General features: G+C 55.0%; 18 protein-coding genes. 12 read left to right on the top strand and 6 right to left on the bottom strand.

The genetic code is table 11. The features are described 5' to 3' along the window. Positions 1 to 54 precede the first annotated feature (54 nt). The 3 genes from lptG to ytgA form a co-directional block, all read right to left on the bottom strand. Positions 55 to 1,137, bottom strand: a complete 1,083-nt coding sequence (gene lptG, locus OGX93_RS12710; RefSeq protein WP_012134314.1) for an LPS export ABC transporter permease LptG — start codon at positions 1,135 to 1,137, stop codon at positions 55 to 57. Further along, positions 1,137 to 2,237: an LPS export ABC transporter permease LptF gene (gene lptF / locus OGX93_RS12705; RefSeq protein WP_012134315.1), complete on the bottom strand. Its 1,101-nt coding sequence runs from the start codon at positions 2,235 to 2,237 to the stop codon at positions 1,137 to 1,139. The genes lptG and lptF overlap by 1 nt, the downstream gene beginning before the upstream one ends. 62 nt (positions 2,238 to 2,299) lie before the next feature. Beyond that, positions 2,300 to 2,350 (bottom strand): protein YtgA, encoded by a 51-nt coding sequence (gene ytgA, locus OGX93_RS12700; protein ID WP_211180521.1) that lies wholly within the window; start codon positions 2,348 to 2,350, stop codon positions 2,300 to 2,302. A 153-nt stretch (positions 2,351 to 2,503) separates the two neighbouring features. Here ytgA and pepA point away from each other — a divergent pair, with 153 nt between their 5' ends. The 4 genes from pepA (at position 2,504) to OGX93_RS12680 (ending at position 8,144) form a co-directional block, all read left to right on the top strand. Beyond that, positions 2,504 to 4,015, top strand: a complete 1,512-nt coding sequence (gene pepA, locus OGX93_RS12695) for a leucyl aminopeptidase (RefSeq protein ID WP_047459338.1) — start codon at positions 2,504 to 2,506, stop codon at positions 4,013 to 4,015. 128 nt (positions 4,016 to 4,143) lie between these two features. Next, positions 4,144 to 4,587: a DNA polymerase III subunit chi gene (gene holC / locus OGX93_RS12690; protein WP_012134319.1), complete on the top strand. Its 444-nt coding sequence runs from the start codon at positions 4,144 to 4,146 to the stop codon at positions 4,585 to 4,587. Next, positions 4,587 to 7,442 (top strand): valine--tRNA ligase, encoded by a 2,856-nt coding sequence (locus OGX93_RS12685; protein WP_012134320.1) that lies wholly within the window; start codon positions 4,587 to 4,589, stop codon positions 7,440 to 7,442. Before holC ends, OGX93_RS12685 begins: the two co-directional genes overlap by 1 nt. A gap of 198 nt (positions 7,443 to 7,640) precedes the next feature. Beyond that, positions 7,641 to 8,144, top strand: coding sequence for a GNAT family N-acetyltransferase (locus OGX93_RS12680; protein ID WP_286449904.1), 504 nt, complete (start codon positions 7,641 to 7,643; stop codon positions 8,142 to 8,144). A gap of 65 nt (positions 8,145 to 8,209) precedes the next feature. On the opposite strand, the gene rraB is transcribed toward OGX93_RS12680, so the two are convergent. Continuing rightward, positions 8,210 to 8,635, bottom strand: a complete 426-nt coding sequence (gene rraB / locus OGX93_RS12675; protein WP_047459344.1) for a ribonuclease E inhibitor RraB — start codon at positions 8,633 to 8,635, stop codon at positions 8,210 to 8,212. A gap of 164 nt (positions 8,636 to 8,799) precedes the next feature. Here rraB and argF (OGX93_RS12670) point away from each other — a divergent pair, with 164 nt between their 5' ends. Continuing rightward, on the top strand, positions 8,800 to 9,804 hold the full coding sequence (gene argF, locus OGX93_RS12670) for an ornithine carbamoyltransferase (protein WP_012134329.1): 1,005 nt from the start codon (positions 8,800 to 8,802) through the stop codon (positions 9,802 to 9,804). Between the two features lie 79 nt (positions 9,805 to 9,883). Here the strand turns inward: argF (OGX93_RS12670) and OGX93_RS12665 are convergent, their stop codons facing one another. After that, the gene (locus OGX93_RS12665; RefSeq protein ID WP_153258557.1) at positions 9,884 to 10,336 is read right to left on the bottom strand and encodes a YhcH/YjgK/YiaL family protein; all 453 of its coding nucleotides are present in this window, start codon (positions 10,334 to 10,336) and stop codon (positions 9,884 to 9,886) included. A 676-nt stretch (positions 10,337 to 11,012) separates the two neighbouring features. On the opposite strand from OGX93_RS12665, the gene arcA reads away from it, so the two are divergent. The 5 genes from arcA to OGX93_RS12640 all read left to right on the top strand — a co-directional run bounded on the left by arcA (position 11,013) and on the right by OGX93_RS12640 (position 16,531). Next, positions 11,013 to 12,233 (top strand): arginine deiminase, encoded by a 1,221-nt coding sequence (arcA, locus tag OGX93_RS12660; RefSeq protein WP_012134333.1) that lies wholly within the window; start codon positions 11,013 to 11,015, stop codon positions 12,231 to 12,233. 10 nt (positions 12,234 to 12,243) lie between these two features. Beyond that, positions 12,244 to 13,176: a carbamate kinase gene (gene arcC / locus OGX93_RS12655; RefSeq protein ID WP_286449905.1), complete on the top strand. Its 933-nt coding sequence runs from the start codon at positions 12,244 to 12,246 to the stop codon at positions 13,174 to 13,176. A gap of 112 nt (positions 13,177 to 13,288) precedes the next feature. Then, a complete protein-coding gene (gene argF, locus OGX93_RS12650; RefSeq protein ID WP_012134335.1) occupies positions 13,289 to 14,293 on the top strand; it encodes an ornithine carbamoyltransferase in 1,005 nt (334 codons plus the stop codon). A gap of 57 nt (positions 14,294 to 14,350) precedes the next feature. Next, positions 14,351 to 15,754 (top strand): YfcC family protein, encoded by a 1,404-nt coding sequence (locus OGX93_RS12645; RefSeq protein WP_024130766.1) that lies wholly within the window; start codon positions 14,351 to 14,353, stop codon positions 15,752 to 15,754. Positions 15,755 to 16,042: 288 nt separating this feature from the next. After that, positions 16,043 to 16,531: an arginine repressor gene (locus OGX93_RS12640; RefSeq protein ID WP_024130767.1), complete on the top strand. Its 489-nt coding sequence runs from the start codon at positions 16,043 to 16,045 to the stop codon at positions 16,529 to 16,531. On the opposite strand, the gene OGX93_RS12635 is transcribed toward OGX93_RS12640, so the two are convergent. Then, complete coding sequence (locus OGX93_RS12635; RefSeq protein WP_077956855.1) at positions 16,522 to 16,641, bottom strand: hypothetical protein; 120 nt, start codon at positions 16,639 to 16,641, stop codon at positions 16,522 to 16,524. The two genes, OGX93_RS12640 and OGX93_RS12635, sit on opposite strands and share 10 nt — an antisense overlap. Here OGX93_RS12635 and pyrL point away from each other — a divergent pair. Both pyrL and pyrB read left to right on the top strand, forming a co-directional pair. Continuing rightward, positions 16,621 to 16,755 (top strand): pyr operon leader peptide, encoded by a 135-nt coding sequence (pyrL, locus tag OGX93_RS12630; protein WP_024130768.1) that lies wholly within the window; start codon positions 16,621 to 16,623, stop codon positions 16,753 to 16,755. The genes OGX93_RS12635 and pyrL overlap by 21 nt on opposite strands. A gap of 2 nt (positions 16,756 to 16,757) precedes the next feature. Continuing rightward, the gene (gene pyrB, locus OGX93_RS12625; protein ID WP_012134340.1) at positions 16,758 to 17,693 is read left to right on the top strand and encodes an aspartate carbamoyltransferase; all 936 of its coding nucleotides are present in this window, start codon (positions 16,758 to 16,760) and stop codon (positions 17,691 to 17,693) included. Positions 17,694 to 17,698 lie beyond the last annotated feature (5 nt).

Raw genomic sequence — 17,698 nt, 5'->3', positions numbered from 1 at the left:
CGCAGCGCCTGATGGCGCTGCGCCGTATCCGGCCAACAACGAGAGAGATCGATTTTACGACTTACGCATCATCAGCCAGAGGCTAATCAGGAAGAACGAAGCGCTTGGCAGCAGCGCGCCGATAATCGGCGGAATGCCATAAACCAGCGTCAGCGGGCCGAAAATCTGGTCCAGAACGTAGAAGACGAAACCAAAGCTGATCCCGGTCACCACACGCACGCCCATCGGCACGCTACGCAGCGGGCCAAAAATGAACGACAGCGCCATCAACATCATTACCGCCACGGAAAGCGGCTGGAAGATTTTACTCCACATATTGAGCTGATAACGTCCGGCGTCCTGGCCGCTCGACTTCAGATACTTCACATAGTTATGCAAGCCGCTGATGGAGAGCGCATCCGGGTCCAGCGCCACCACGCCCAGTTTGTCCGGCGTGAGGTTGGTTTTCCAGGTGCCGCTCACGGTCTGCGAACCGGTGATCTGTTTCGGGTCTTTCAGGTCAGACTCGTCCACCTGCGACAGACGCCAGACCTTGTTGTCTGCGTCGAACTTCGCAGACGCGGCATAACGCACTGACTGTAAGCGACGCTGATCGTTAAAGGCGTAGATGCTAATGCCCGCCAGCTCTTCGTCGCCCTTCACCCGCTCGATATAGACGAAATTGTTGCCATCTTTCGCCCACAGGCCTTGCTGAGTAGAGAGCAACGAACCGCCGTACATTGCCTGCGCACGGTAGTTACGCGCCATCTGCTCGCCCTGCGGAGCGACCCATTCCCCGATGGCCATTGTCAACAGCACCAGTGGAATGGCGGTTTTCATCACCGACAGCGCCACCTGCATCCGGGTGAAACCCGAAGCCTGCATCACCACCAGTTCACTGCGCTGCGCCAGCATCCCCAGCCCCAGCAGCGCGCCAAGCAACGCCGCCATCGGGAAGAAAATCTGCACATCTTTCGGCACGCTGAGCAGGGTATACATCCCCGCGCCCAGCGCATCGTAGCTCCCCTGCCCGGCTTTTTTGAGCTGGTCAACAAACTTGATGATGCCGGAGAGCGACACCAGCATGAACAACGTCATCATGATGGTGGTGAAAATGGTTTTACCGATATAGCGGTCAAGTACACCAAACGGCTGCATTATACCGCTCCTTTACGCAGAAGACGGGCGCGCAGGCGGCGTACCGGCACCGTATCCCAAAGGTTCAGACCAACCGCCAACGCCAGATAGATCAGGTTGACCGCCCACATCCAGATAACCGGATCCAGTTTGCCCTTACCGCCGTTTGATTTCAGGGAGGTTTGCAGGAGGAAGAACAGCAGATACAGCAGCATAGCCGGCAGCATCGACAGCACGCGCCCCTGTCGCGGGTTAACCACGCTCAGCGGTACAACCATCAGCGCCATCATAAATACGGTGAATACCAGCGTAATACGCCAGTGCAGTTCCGCACGGGCGCGATTGGTATCGGTCTGCCACAGCGTGCGCATATCCATCTGATCGGTATCGTTCGGGTCCAGCGCAACGGCCTGATGACCAATAATCGCCTGATAGTTCTGGAAATCGGTGATGCGGAAGTCACGCAGCAGGGCAGTACCTTCAAAGCGCGTCCCTTTGTTCAACGTCACAACCTGGGAGCCGTCGCGCAATTGCGTCAGATGTCCAGAATCGGCCACCACCACAGAAGGACGGGCGTTGCCTTTCGGGCGGATTTGCGCAAGGAACACATCTTTAAAATCGCTGCCGTCAACGCTTTCAATAAACAGCACGGCGCTGCCATTGGTCGCCTGCTGGAACTGCCCTTGCGCCAGCGCGGCCATGCCGGGATTGGCTTTTGCTTCCGCCAGTACCTCATCCTGGTGTCTGGATGACCAGGGCCCCGCCCACATGACGTTGACAGCGGCGACAACGCCGGTAAACAGCGCCAGCACCATCGCGGCTTTCACCAGCACAGCCCGGCTCAGACCACAGGCGTGCATGACCGTTATTTCACTTTCGGTATACAGTTTGCCCAGCGTCATCAACAGCCCGAGGAACAGGCTTAATGGCAGGATGAGCTGCGCCATTTCCGGCACGCCCAGCCCCAGTAGCGAGAGCACCAGATTTGCCGGAATGTCACCGTCAACCGCCGCCCCGAGGATCCTCACTAGCTTTTGACAAAAGAAGATCAAAAGCAGGATGAAAAGAATCGCCAGTTGGCTTTTGAGCGTCTCCCGCACCAGATATCTTATGATTATCACTTTAAATACGCCCGTAAAAACTCGTCTTTTGCAGGAATTTAGCTTGTTTCATGGCTTAAACGTCATTTATTCTCTTGAGTCGTCGAAATCGTCGCTAAAATTATTATACTCAGCGGATTCGCCACTCAGAACGCGTTCTGACGTGCCAATGCCGTAATAACGTTAAGATTAACACGAAGTCACCGCAACTGCGGACATGAGTTACGAAAGCTTGCAATTCTAACTGTAGCCGCCGCCGTTGTCTTTAAGATTCAGGAGCGTAGTGCATGGAGTTCAGTGTAAAAAGCGGTAGCCCGGAGAAACAGCGGAGTGCCTGCATCGTCGTGGGCGTCTTTGAACCACGCCGCCTTTCTCCGATTGCAGAACAGCTCGATAAAATCAGCGACGGGTACATCAGCGCCCTGCTGCGTCGTGGTGAACTGGAAGGAAAACCGGGGCAGACCCTGTTGCTGCACCATGTTCCTAACGTTCTTTCCGAGCGAATCCTCCTCATTGGTTGTGGTAAAGAGCGCGAGCTCGATGAGCGCCAGTACAAGCAGGTCATTCAGAAAACCATCAATACGCTGAATGACACCGGCTCAATGGAAGCGGTCTGCTTCCTGACCGAACTGCACGTCAAAGGCCGCAACAACTACTGGAAAGTGCGTCAGGCTGTCGAAACGGCCAAAGAGACGCTGTACAGCTTTGATCAACTGAAGACCAACAAGAGCGAGCCGCGTCGCCCGCTGCGTAAAATGGTCTTCAACGTGCCGACCCGCCGTGAGCTGACCAGCGGCGAGCGTGCGATCCAGCACGGTCTGGCGATTGCCGCCGGGATTAAAGCAGCGAAAGATCTCGGCAATATGCCGCCGAATATCTGTAATGCCGCCTACCTGGCCTCTCAGGCGCGCCAGTTGGCCGACAGCTACAGCAAGAACGTCATCACCCGCGTCATCGGCGAACAGCAGATGAAAGAGCTGGGTATGCACTCTTATCTGGCGGTCGGTCACGGTTCGCAGAACGAATCGCTGATGTCGGTTATCGAATACAAAGGCAACCCGTCCGAAGACGCGCGTCCGGTTGTGCTGGTCGGCAAAGGGCTGACCTTTGACTCCGGCGGCATCTCCATCAAGCCTGCCGAAGGCATGGACGAGATGAAGTACGATATGTGCGGCGCGGCGGCAGTGTACGGCGTGATGCGCATGGTCGCGGAACTTCAGTTGCCGATTAACGTCATCGGCGTGCTGGCAGGCTGCGAAAACATGCCTGGCGGGCGAGCGTATCGTCCGGGCGACGTGCTGACCACCATGTCCGGCCAGACGGTCGAAGTGCTGAACACCGATGCCGAAGGCCGCCTGGTACTGTGCGACGTGTTAACCTACGTTGAGCGTTTTGAGCCGGAAGCGGTGATTGACGTCGCGACCCTGACGGGCGCCTGCGTGATTGCGCTGGGCCATCACATCACCGGTCTGATGTCGAACCACAATCCACTGGCGCATGAGCTGATTAGCGCGTCCGAACAGGCAGGCGACCGCGCATGGCGCTTGCCGTTGGGCGATGAGTTCCAGGAACAGCTGGAGTCTAACTTTGCGGATATGGCGAACATCGGCGGCCGTCCTGGTGGTGCAATCACCGCCGGTTGCTTCCTGTCGCGCTTTACCCGTAAGTACAACTGGGCGCACCTGGACATCGCCGGCACCGCATGGCGTTCCGGCAAAGCGAAAGGCGCAACCGGTCGTCCGGTGGCGTTGCTGTCGCAGTTCCTGCTCAATCGCGCGGGTTTTAACGGCGAAGAGTAAGTTTGCATGATTGCCGGATGGCGACGCATATGCGCCTTACCCGGCCTACATGGAGTATTTAACCGTAGGCCGGATAAGCGTAGCGCCATCCGGCTTCGCATTTAAATTCACCACAAGAAGCCCCATATATGAAGAATGCAACGTTCTATATTCTGGACAATGACACCACCATTGATGGCCTGAGCGCCGTTGAACAACTGGTGTGCGACATTGCCGCAGAACGTTGGCGCAGTGGTAAACGCGTGCTGATTGCCTGTGAAGACGAAAAACAGGCCATCCGTCTGGATGAAGCGCTGTGGGCAAGACCGCCGGAGAGTTTTGTCCCGCATAATCTGGCGGGAGAAGGTCCGCGCGGCGGCGCGCCGGTGGAAATCGCCTGGCCGCAAAAACGCAACAGCAGCCCGCGTGATATTCTGATCAGCCTGCGTACTGGCTTTGCAGATTTTGCCACCGCTTTCACAGAAGTGATAGACTTTGTCCCTTACGAAGAAACTTTGAAACAACTGGCGCGCGAACGCTACAAAGCCTACCGCGTGGCTGGTTTTAACCTGAATACGGCAACCTGGAAATAATGGAAAAGACATATAACCCACAAGATATCGAACAGCCGCTTTACGAGCACTGGGAGCAGCAGGGCTACTTTAAGCCGAATGGCGATGAAAGCCAGGAAAGCTTCTGCATCATGATCCCGCCGCCAAACGTCACCGGCAGTTTGCATATGGGTCACGCCTTCCAGCAAACCATCATGGATACCCTGATCCGCTATCAGCGTATGCAGGGTAAAAACACCCTGTGGCAGGTCGGTACTGACCACGCCGGGATCGCTACCCAGATGGTGGTTGAGCGCAAGATTGCCGCAGAAGAGGGTAAAACCCGCCACGACTATGGCCGCGATGCCTTCATCGACAAAATCTGGCAGTGGAAAGCGGAATCCGGCGGCACCATTACCCGTCAGATGCGCCGTCTGGGCAACTCCGTGGACTGGGAGCGCGAACGCTTCACCATGGACGAAGGTCTTTCCAATGCCGTGAAAGAAGTGTTTGTCCGCCTGTACAAAGAAGATCTGATTTACCGTGGCAAGCGCCTGGTCAACTGGGACCCGAAACTGCGCACCGCGATCTCTGACCTGGAAGTGGAAAACCGCGAGTCCAAAGGCTCTATGTGGCACATCCGCTATCCGCTGGCTGACGGTGCGAAAACCGCAGACGGTAAAGATTACCTGGTGGTCGCCACCACCCGCCCGGAAACCCTGCTGGGTGATACCGGCGTAGCCGTCAACCCGGAAGATCCGCGTTATAAAGATCTGATTGGCAAATTCGTGGTGCTGCCGCTAGTGAACCGTCGTATTCCGATCGTGGGCGACGAGCATGCCGACATGGAAAAAGGCACCGGCTGCGTGAAGATCACCCCGGCGCACGACTTTAACGACTATGAGGTGGGCCGTCGTCATCAGCTTCCGATGATCAATATTCTGACCTTTGACGGCGATATCCGTGAAAGCGCGGAAGTGTATGACACCAAAGGCGAAGAGTCCGACGTTTACTCCAACGAAATCCCGGCTGAGTTCCAGAAACTGGAGCGCTTTGCCGCACGTAAAGCAGTGGTTGCCGCTATCGATGCCCTCGGCCTGCTGGAAGAGATTAAACCGCACGACCTGACCGTTCCTTACGGCGACCGTGGCGGCGTGGTTATCGAACCAATGCTGACCGACCAGTGGTACGTACGTGCCGACGTGCTGGCAAAACCGGCGGTGGAAGCGGTAGAGAACGGCGATATCCAGTTCGTGCCAAAACAGTACGAAAACATGTACTTCTCCTGGATGCGTGACATTCAGGACTGGTGTATCTCCCGTCAGCTGTGGTGGGGCCACCGCATCCCGGCATGGTACGACGACGCGGGCAACGTCTACGTTGGCCGTAGCGAAGACGAAGTGCGTCAGGAAAACAACCTGAGCGCCGACGTTGCGCTGCGCCAGGACGACGACGTACTGGACACCTGGTTCTCTTCCGCGCTATGGACCTTCTCGACTCTCGGCTGGCCGGAAAACACCGACGCGCTGCGTCAGTTCCACCCGACCAGCGTGATGGTCTCCGGTTTCGACATCATCTTCTTCTGGATTGCCCGCATGATCATGATGACCATGCACTTCATCAAAGATGAAAACGGCAAGCCGCAGGTGCCGTTCAAGACCGTCTACATGACCGGTCTGATTCGCGATGACGAAGGCCAGAAGATGTCCAAATCCAAGGGTAACGTTATCGACCCGCTGGATATGGTTGACGGCATTTCCCTGCCGGATCTGCTGGAAAAACGTACCGGCAACATGATGCAACCGCAGCTGGCTGAGAAGATTGCCAAACGTACCGAGAAACAATTCCCGGACGGCATTGAGCCGCACGGTACTGACGCCCTGCGTTTCACCCTGGCCGCGCTGGCCTCTACCGGCCGCGACATCAACTGGGATATGAAGCGTCTGGAAGGCTACCGTAACTTCTGTAACAAGCTGTGGAACGCCAGCCGCTTTGTGCTGATGAATACCGAAGATCAGGATTGCGGCTTCAACGGCGGCGAGATGACCCTGTCGCTGGCAGACCGCTGGATCCTGGCGGAATTCAACCAGACCATCAAAGCGTACCGCGAAGCGCTGGACAGCTTCCGCTTCGATATCGCAGCGGGCATTCTGTACGAGTTTACCTGGAACCAGTTCTGCGACTGGTATCTGGAGCTGACCAAGCCGGTCATGAACGGCGGCTCTGAAGCAGAACTGCGCGGCACCCGCAACACGCTGGTCACCGTGCTGGAAGGTCTGCTGCGCCTGGCGCATCCGATCATCCCGTTCATCACTGAGACCATCTGGCAGCGTGTGAAAGTGATTTCCGGCATTACCGCCGACACCATCATGCTGCAACCGTTCCCGCAGTACGATGCCTCCCAGGTGGATGAAGCCGCGCTGGCCGATACCGAATGGCTGAAACAGGCGATCGTTGCCGTACGTAACATCCGTGCGGAAATGAACATCGCGCCGGGCAAACCGCTGGAACTGCTGCTGCGTGGTTGCAGCGAAGAAGCGATTCGCCGCGTGAACGACAACCGCAGCTTCCTGCTGAACCTGGCGCGTCTGGAAAGCATCACCGTGCTGCCAGCCGATGACAAAGGTCCGGTTTCCGTGACGAAGATTATCGATGGTGCCGAACTGCTGATCCCGATGGCGGGGCTGATTGACAAAGAAGCCGAGCTGGCGCGTCTGGCGAAAGAAGTGGCGAAGGTCGAAGCTGAAATTGGCCGCATTGAAGGCAAGCTGGCGAACGAAGGTTTTGTCGCCCGCGCACCGGAAGCGGTGATCGCCAAAGAGCGTGAGAAGCTGGAAAACTACGCGGAAGCGAAAGCGAAGCTGATTGAACAGCAGGCAGTTATCGCCGCGCTGTAAAGATCGTACCTGACTGTTTGCCGGATGGCGCTACGCTTATCCGGCCTACAGGCATCTTCAGCGCATCCGGCACCACGGACGATAAAAGCCTCTGACGCACTCGCTAAGAGGCTTTTTGTTGAATTATCCTCGCTTGCACTCCCCCTCCCCGCAGTGTTATTAACTGCATATGTTCCACGTTTCTGTCATGAGTTCGCTATGAGTGTCATTACCTCTGTCCCGGCAACGTTGCGTCGTCTTACCGCTGACGATAACGCCGCCATCGCCCGCGTCATCCGCCAGGTTTCCGCTGAATACGGCCTGACCGCTGATAAAGGCTATACGGTTGCCGATCCTAATCTGGATGAATTGTTCCAGGTTTACAGTCAGCCAGGCGCGGCCTATTGGGTCGTCGAGCAGAACGGTCAGGTGGTGGGCGGCGGCGGCGTGGCGGCGTTAGGCTGTAGCGAACCGGATATCTGCGAACTGCAAAAAATGTACTTTTTGCCGACGGTGCGCGGCCAGGGGCTGGCGAAGAAACTGGCGCTGATGGCGCTGGAGCACGCGCGTGAGCAGGGGTTTAAACGCTGCTACCTGGAAACCACCGCATCCTTACGCGAAGCAATTGGCCTGTATGAACATCTGGGATTTGAGCATATCAGCGAACCACTGGGCTGCACCGGGCATGTTGACTGCGAAGTCCGCATGCTGAAAACGCTGTAAGTCACCCACAGGCCGGATAAGGCGACGCCATATCCGGCAATTTATGCAAACATTCTGCTTCTGAGTTAGTGGCGTACGCCGTCATCGTCTTCGTCGACGTAATCTTCATCGTCGCCGTCTTCACCCTCTTCGCCGTTCGGATCTTCGAAGTACGTACCCCAGCCGTCATATTCCACGTCAAATTTCTCAGCCAGGTTCATCAGTTGTTCAACCTGAGCATCAATCAGATCGGCATTCAGCGCACATTCGCTGAGGATATCGCAGCAAATCACCGTATCGCCTTCTTCCACTTCCAGCTCTTCCGGCTCGGTCACTTCATAACCGAGTTTGAACGCTTCTACGGCTGCTTTTTCCAGCGTTTCGAAGTCGTCAGCGGAAAAGTGGTGCTCGATAGTGTACAGCGCATCTGGATCGCTGCCATCTTCAAGTAATTCTTCAATAATCAGACGCGTCTCTTCACGCTGCTCTTCCAGTAGTTCCGGGTTTGCCATGGCTCGTTCCTCATAAATGTCCTGCCGATACTCTTATTGTCACACACCGCTGTCATTGCCTCCACCTTTCCAGGAAAGATTTGTTAAATGGGGTTGCAAATGCATAATCATCCATATAAATTGAATTTTAATTCAACAAATGGCCTTTGCCATGTGAGGGAACCATGTCTACGTTTTATCAGAAACATTTTTTGAAATTACTCGATTTCACCTCCGCTGAACTCACCGCTCTGCTGCAACTCGCCGCCAAACTGAAAGCCGACAAGAAAAACGGCGTAGAAGTCGCCAGGCTGACCGGTAAAAACATCGCGCTCATCTTCGAAAAAGACTCGACCCGCACCCGATGCTCTTTCGAAGTTGCCGCATACGATCAGGGCGCTCGCGTAACGTACCTTGGGCCAAGCGGCAGCCAGATTGGGCATAAAGAGTCAATTAAAGATACCGCCCGCGTGCTGGGACGCATGTATGACGGTATTCAGTACCGCGGCCACGGCCAGGAAGTGGTAGAAACGCTGGCGGAATATGCAGGCGTTCCCGTGTGGAACGGGTTGACCAACGAGTTTCACCCCACGCAGCTGCTGGCGGATTTGCTGACCATGCAGGAACATCTGCCGGGCAAAGCCTTCAATGAGATGACGCTGGTTTACGCTGGCGATGCGCGTAACAACATGGGAAATTCCATGCTGGAAGCCGCCGCGCTGACAGGGCTGGATTTACGTCTGGTGGCTCCGCAGGCCTGCTGGCCGGAAGCGAGCCTGGTCGCAGAGTGCAAAGCGCTGGCGCAAAAGAACGGCGGCGACATTACGCTGACTGAAGATATCGCAGCAGGCGTGAAAGGCGCGGACTTTATCTATACCGACGTATGGGTGTCGATGGGTGAAGCAAAAGAGAAATGGGCGGAGCGTATCGCGCTGCTGCGTCAGTATCAGGTAAACAGCGCGATGATGGCGCAGACCGGTAATCCTCAGGTGAAGTTTCTGCACTGCCTGCCCGCATTCCACGATGATCAGACCACGCTTGGCAAGAAAATGGCCGAAGAGTTCGGTTTGCACGGCGGGATGGAAGTGACCGATGCGGTGTTTGAATCTCCGGCCAGCATCGTGTTTGACCAGGCGGAAAACCGGATGCACACCATCAAAGCGGTGATGGTGGCAACGCTGGCGAAATAACGATTAGTCTTATCCGGCCTACAGATCGTGCTCCCGTAGGCCGGGTAAGACGTTTTGCGTCGCCACCCGGCAATACAACTTACTCGACCAGCAGCTTAACGACCGCTTTGCGTACCTGAGCTGGCGCCCCTACGGCGCACAGCGGCTTATGGACTTCCCCCGGGTAAAAGACCACAAAATCGCCTTCATTAAGGATCACCGTTTTCTCCTCTGCCCCTTCAGGCAAAAACGCGATGTCTTTATCCGCCAGCCAGTCAGTTTCTGGCGCGCCCGCAGGCTGGGTGCTGAAGGTCATTCCTTCCTGCCCCTTTAATACGATCTGAATATCGAGATAGCGCGCGTGATACTCCGCACGACGCTTTTCAAACGGCTCGGTCATATCTTCCGAAACCAGATAAAACAGGCGATTGCCGTCGATATCATGCTTGCCCTTTGCCGTTTCATCCGTCACATGCGCTTTAATATGTTCAATGGCCTGACACAGCACGTCCGGCAGCCAGGGTTGCAGATTGTGGATATTGCCAACGATCATCACAGACTCCTTAAATAAAACAACGTTTCATTTTTATGGTTATACGAAAAAAACCGCTGCCATACCACTTCTATTTCACGATGTTTTGCGTCAGCGCATGTTTATCGCTGAAGATGTTGTCCGACTGTTAATCGTCATCGAAGATTATGCATATCCTTTGCATAACTTTCCCCCTCCACTTTACAGTAAAAACCGTAATGTGCTGTTATAAAAGGGTTTATCAGAAAAACACCTTGTTGATCACACTTCCTTTTCCCTGCATAACCTGCATTTATCACCATAGTTATTTTATGATTTACGTTAAGGTAAAAATAATAAAATAACCCTCCCGCATACCTATGCACAGACAAAAATAAAACACCATAAAATCAACAAGATAGAATTAAATAATAAATTTAGATCATCTACAAATAATTAACAAAAAAGAATAACAAGACATTTTATTGCGTAGTAATTCAGTTATTACTCTCTTTATTTTTCAATTTCTCTGACCTCGCTCATATATTAAATAAGAAAAATTAAATATCCCTTCCGATGTGAAACACATCACATTATCAGACCGAATTAGAATCAATGATGATTTCCGAAAATTAGCTGAACAGTAATGACTGCAAACAATTTAATTATTTGCAGCCACCACTTCTTTATTCCTGAAAATTGAGTAAAAGGTATCGTGATGGAAAAACATTATGTCGGTTCTGAAATCGGTCAATTACGTAGTGTGATGTTACACCGCCCTAATCTCAGTCTGAAAAGACTGACGCCGTCAAATTGCCAGGAGTTGCTTTTTGATGACGTTTTGTCGGTGGAACGCGCAGGCGAAGAGCACGATATTTTCGCTAATACGTTACGCCAACAAGGCATAGAGGTGTTGCTGCTAACCGACCTGCTGACGCAAACACTGGATGTTATCGAAGCCAAAACCTGGCTACTGGAAACACAAATCTCCGACTATCGCCTGGGCCCGACGTTCGCGGCGGATATTCGCGCCTGGCTGGCGGATATGCCGCACCGGGAATTAGCGCGCCATTTAAGCGGTGGGCTGACATATGGCGAAATCCCCGCCTCGATTAAAAATATGGTGGTTGATACACACGATATTAATGACTTTATTATGAAGCCATTACCCAATCACTTATTTACCCGCGACACCTCATGCTGGATATATAACGGCGTGTCGATCAACCCAATGGCAAAAACAGCGCGCCAGCGTGAGACCAATAACCTGCGGGCGATTTATCGCTGGCATCCACAATTTGCGGATGGCGAATTTATTAAATATTTCGGCGACGAAAACATTAATTACGACCATGCCACGTTAGAAGGCGGGGACGTGCTGGTTATTGGTCGCGGCGCCGTGCTAATTGGCATGTCTGAACGTACCACCCCGCAGGGGATCGAGTTCCTCGCCCAGTCGCTGTTTAAACATCGCCAGGCCGAGCGCGTCATCGCCGTTGAGTTGCCAAAACACCGTTCCTGCATGCACCTCGATACCGTCATGACCCATATCGACATCGACACCTTCTCCGTCTACCCGGAAGTGGTTCGCCCGGACGTCCAGTGCTGGACCTTAACACCGGACGGGCGCGGCGGGCTGAAGCGTACCCAGGAAAGCACGCTGGTACACGCCATCGAAAAAGCCCTCGGCATTGATCAGGTGCGTTTGATCACCACTGGCGGCGATGCCTTCGAAGCCGAACGTGAGCAGTGGAATGACGCCAATAACGTTCTCACCCTGCGCCCCGGTGTGGTGGTCGGCTACGAGCGCAACATCTGGACCAACGAAAAATACGACAAAGCGGGCATCACCGTTCTGCCCATTCCTGGCGATGAACTGGGACGCGGACGCGGCGGCGCGCGCTGCATGAGCTGCCCGCTGGAACGCGACGGCATTTAAGGAAGCGATTATGGACAACAAACCCACTCTGGTTGTCGCACTGGGCGGCAATGCGCTGCTCAAACGCGGCGAACCGCTGGAAGCGGATATCCAGCGCAAAAACATCGATCTGGCGGCAAAAACCATCGCCCAACTGACGCAACAGTGGCGCGTGGTGCTGGTACACGGCAACGGCCCGCAGGTTGGCCTGCTGGCGTTACAGAACAGCGCCTATGACCGCGTCACCCCCTACCCGCTCGATATTCTCGGCGCGGAAAGCCAGGGGATGATCGGCTACATGCTGCAACAGTCGCTGAAAAACCAGCTTCCGCAGCGTGAAATCAGCGTCCTGCTCACTCAGGTGGAGGTGGACGCCGACGATCCGGCATTCCGCAACCCAACCAAATATATCGGCCCGGTTTATGACGGCGACCAGGCCAACGCGCTACAGGCGGAAAAAGGCTGGATTTTCAAAGCCGACGGAAAAGCGTTTCGCCGCGTAGTGCCTTCGCCACAGCCCAAACGCATCGTTGAGAGCGACGCGATCCGCGCCCTGATCGCCCGCGACCATCTCGTGATCTGCAACGGTGGCGGCGGCGTGCCGGTAGTGGAAAAAGCCGATGGTTTTCATGGCATTGAAGCGGTGATCGACAAAGACCTCTCTGCCGCTCTGCTCGCCAGTCAAATCCACGCGGACGCGCTGCTGATCCTGACCGATGCCGACGCGGTGTACCTCGACTGGGGCAAGCCAACCCAACGCCCGATGGCTCAGGTAACGCCGGAACTGCTCAGCGAAATGCAGTTCGATGCCGGTTCGATGGGGCCGAAAGTCACCGCCTGCGCCGAGTTTGTCAGCCACTGCCAGGGGATTGCCGGCATCGGTTCACTGGCCGACGGCCCGGCCATTCTCAGCGGTGACAAAGGCACTCTGATTCGACCCGAAACCGTCGGTTACGACGCATAAGGCGATTTCTGCCGGATGGCGGCGATGCCTTATCCGGCCTACAGCACGCGCATAACCGTAGGCCTGACAAGCGCAGCGCCATCAGGTAATTCATTTTAACAAGGACACTGTAATGGCTACTTCACTGAAAAATCGCAACTTTCTTAAACTGCTCGACTTCACTCCGACGGAGATCCAGTACCTGATCGATCTGGCCATCGAGCTGAAAGCGGCAAAAAAAGCCGGACGCGAGAAGCAAACGCTGGTCGGTAAAAACATCGCGCTAATTTTCGAAAAAACCTCCACCCGCACCCGCTGCGCGTTTGAGGTCGGCGCATTCGATCAGGGCGCACAGGTGACCTATCTCGGGCCAAGCGGCTCGCAGATTGGGCATAAAGAATCCATGAAAGATACCGCCCGCGTGCTGGGCCGGATGTATGACGGCATTGAGTATCGCGGTTTTGGTCAGCAGATCGTTGAAGAACTGGGGCAGTACGCGGGCGTACCGGTGTGGAACGGCCTGACCGATGAATTTCACCCTACGCAGATCCTCGCCGACCTGATGACCATGCTGGAACATGCGCCGGGCAAAACGCTGCCTGAACTCAGCTTCGCTTACCTCGGCGACGCCCGCAATAACATGGGCAATTCGCTGATGGTCGGCGCGGCAAAAATGGGGATGGACATCCGCCTGGTCGCGCCGAAATCCTTCTGGCCGGACGACGCACTGGTGGCGCAGTGCCGCGACATCGCCAGCGTCACCGGCGCGCGCATTACGCTAACCGAGGACGTGGAGGAAGGCGTTTATGACGTAGATTTCCTCTATACCGATGTCTGGGTGTCGATGGGCGAACCAAAAGAGGCGTGGGCGGAGCGCGTCAGCCTGATGAAGCCCTACCAGATCAACCAGCAGGTCATCAACGCCACCGGCAACCCCAACGTGAAGTTTATGCACTGCCTGCCCGCCTTCCACAACGAGCACACCAAAGTGGGCCGCGAAATCGAGGCCGCCTATGGCCTGAAAGGACTGGAGGTGACGGAAGAGGTGTTCGAGTCAGCCCACTCCATCGTGTTTGACGAAGCGGAAAACCGTATGCACACCATTAAAGCGGTCATGGTGGCGACGCTCGGCGACTAACCCCTCCGGGCATGTGCCGCCTGACGACGCATGCCCGTGTTATCTGGAGAGAACACCATGGGCAAATTTAAATTTCCCAGCGCGTATACCATCCTGTTTATTCTTATCGCACTGGTCGCTGTGATGACCTGGATTGTCCCGGCGGGCAAATACCAGATGGCGATGAACCCCACGTTGGGTAAAGAGGTTCCGGTCGCGGGCACCTATGCTCCTGCCGAGTCGCATCCGCAAGGGATTACCGCCGTACTGTTGGCCCCCATTGACGGCCTCTACAACCACGAAACCTATACCGCAGGCGCAATCGATGTGGCGCTGTTTGTACTAATCATCGGCGGCTTTCTCGGCGTAGTGAACAAAACCGGTGCAATTGATGCGGGTATTGAACGCGTCACGGTACGGCTCAACGGCAAAGAGGAGTGGATGATCCCCATACTTATGGGACTCTTTGCCGCAGGCGGGACGATTTACGGGATGGCGGAAGAGTCACTCCCCTTCTACACGCTGCTGGTTCCGGTGATGATGGCCGCCCGCTTCGATCCGCTGGTCGCGGCCGCCACCGTGCTGCTCGGCGCAGGTATTGGCACACTCGGTTCGACCATCAACCCTTTTGCCACGGTGATTGCCGCCAACGCCGCCGGAATCCCGTTCACTCAGGGTATGCTGTTACGCATCATTCTGCTGGTCGTTGGTTATGTTATTTGCGTGGTCTGGGTGATGCGCTATGCCCGCAAAGTGCGCAGCAACCCGGAGTTATCTATCGTGGCGGATAAGATGGAGGAGAACCGCGCTCACTTTCTTGGCAACCGTTCCAGCACGCTGCTGGAGTTCACCGCAACCCGCAAATGGATCTTGCTGATTTTCGCCGCCGCCTTTGCCGTGATGATTTACGGCGTCGCGGTTCTCGGCTGGTGGATGGCGGAAATTTCCGGCGTTTTCCTGGCGTCCGCGATTATCGTCGGCGTTATCGCCCGGATGAGCGAAGAGGCGTTCACCAGTACGTTTATCGACGGCGCGCGGGATCTGCTTGGCGTAGCGCTGATTATCGGTATTGCACGCGGCATTGTGGTGGTGATGGATAATGGCATGATTACGCATACCATTTTGCACAGCGCGGAAAATCTGGTATCTGGCTTGTCCACCACCATTTTTATCAATGTCACTTACTGGCTGGAAGTATTGCTCTCATTCCTGGTGCCCTCTTCCTCTGGTCTGGCGGTGTTGACCATGCCGATCATGGCGCCGTTAGCGGACTTCGCCCATGTGCAACGGGATCTGGTGGTGACGGCGTATCAATCGGCGTCCGGGATTGTGAACCTGATTACGCCGACGTCGGCGGTCGTAATGGGAGGTCTGGCGATTGCGCGCGTGCCGTATGTGCGGTATCTGAAGTGGGTCGCGCCGCTGCTGCTGATCCTGACGCTACTGAATATGGCTGTTTTGAGCGTTGGCGCAATGCTGTAACTCCCGCCGGATGGCGCTTCGCTTATCCGGCCTACAAGTTACGCATTTCGTAGGCCGGATAAGGCGCTTTAGCGCCGCCATCCGGCACAGGCCAACAGGTTGCGCATTTTGTAGGCCGGATAAGACGCTTTAGCGCCGCCATCCGGCAAACGAACGCAGCCAATACGCTTTCTTTTTTGACTGGCTTCTCACTTTCCTGCAAAACCGACCGGTTGATTCGTTATCAATGTGACAAACAGGATGAATTTCGCTAGTCCATTGATATCAATGACAAAGCAAGGTGCATATATGAAGGAATACAATGATTGCTCCGCCAAAGAACAGCAGCAACTGGCGGTATGTCAGCGCCTGATTACAGAAAAAAGTTACTTATCCCAGGAGGAAATACGTCGCGATCTGCAAAACCACGGCTTCGAAGGCATCAGCCAGTCGACCGTTTCACGTCTGTTGAAACTGCTCGGCGTCATAAAAATAAGAAATACAAAGGGACAAAAAATTTATTCCGTAAATCCGCAATTGCGCCCCGCTCCTGACGCTGCGCGATCGATATCCGAGATGGTGGTCAGCGTGGAACACAATAGCGAATTTATCCTTATCCACACGGTGGCCGGTTATGGCCGCGCCGTTGCCAGAATCCTGGATTATCACGCCCTGCCGGAAATTTTAGGTGTGATCGCGGGCAGCAGTATCGTCTGGGTCGCGCCACGGGTCGTACAGCGCACCGGGCTTGTTCACAAGCAAATTAATTATTTATTAAAAATGAATTCTTATTCATGAGAACCGTTTGCGATGAATAAAATGTGCATTAATCGCTTGATCCCATAACATAGCTGAGTATAATCGCGGACAATTTGCCGGGAGGAAGTATGGTTCAGTGTGTACGACATTCTGTCTTACCGCGTCTGAAAACAGACGCTGGACTGCCGTTTTTCTTCCCGTTGCTCACCTATTCCAGGCCCCTCATTGAGGGGCTTTTTTTTTGCCCAGGCGTCAGGAGATAAACATGGCTAACCCGCTATACCAAAAACACATCATTTCCATAAACGACCTCAGCCGCGATGACCTCAATCTGGTTCTGGCGACGGCGGCGAAATTAAAAGCCAATCCACAGCCGGAGCTGCTGAAGCATAAAGTGATCGCCAGCTGCTTCTTCGAGGCATCCACACGCACCCGCCTGTCGTTTGAAACCTCGATGCACCGCCTCGGCGCCAGCGTGGTGGGCTTCTCCGACAGCGCTAACACGTCGCTGGGCAAAAAAGGCGAGACGCTGGCGGATACCATCTCCGTTATCAGCACTTATGTGGACGCGATTGTGATGCGTCACCCACAGGAAGGCGCAGCGCGTCTGGCGACCGAGTTCTCCGGCAACGTGCCGGTACTGAACGCCGGCGACGGCGCAAACCAGCATCCGACCCAGACGCTGCTGGATCTGTTTACCATTCAGGAGACCCAGGGCCGCCTGGACAATCTGAACATCGCCATGGTCGGCGACCTGAAATATGGCCGAACCGTACACTCACTGACGCAGGCGCTGGCGAAGTTTGACGGCAACCGCTTCTACTTTATCGCGCCGGACGCGCTGGCGATGCCGCAATACATTCTGGATATGCTGGATGAGAAAGGCATTGCCTGGAGTCTGCACAGCGCCATCGAAGAGGTGATGGCGGAAGTGGATATTCTGTATATGACCCGCGTGCAGAAAGAGCGTCTGGACCCGTCCGAATACGCCAACGTCAAAGCGCAGTTTGTCCTGCGCGCCAGCGACCTGAACGGCGCGCGTGAAAACATGAAGGTTCTGCATCCGCTGCCGCGTATTGATGAGATCACCACCGACGTAGATAAAACGCCGCACGCCTGGTACTTCCAGCAGGCAGGAAACGGTATTTTCGCTCGCCAGGCGTTACTGGCACTGGTTCTGAATAGCGATCTGGCACTGTAAGGGGA

Origin of the sequence: Citrobacter sp. CK195, from assembly GCF_030333365.1 — a bacterium.
Taxonomy (GTDB): domain Bacteria; phylum Pseudomonadota; class Gammaproteobacteria; order Enterobacterales; family Enterobacteriaceae; genus Citrobacter_B; species Citrobacter_B koseri.
The sequence above is the reverse complement of the archived record's forward strand: the minus strand, read 5'-3'. Positions and strand labels throughout refer to the sequence as shown.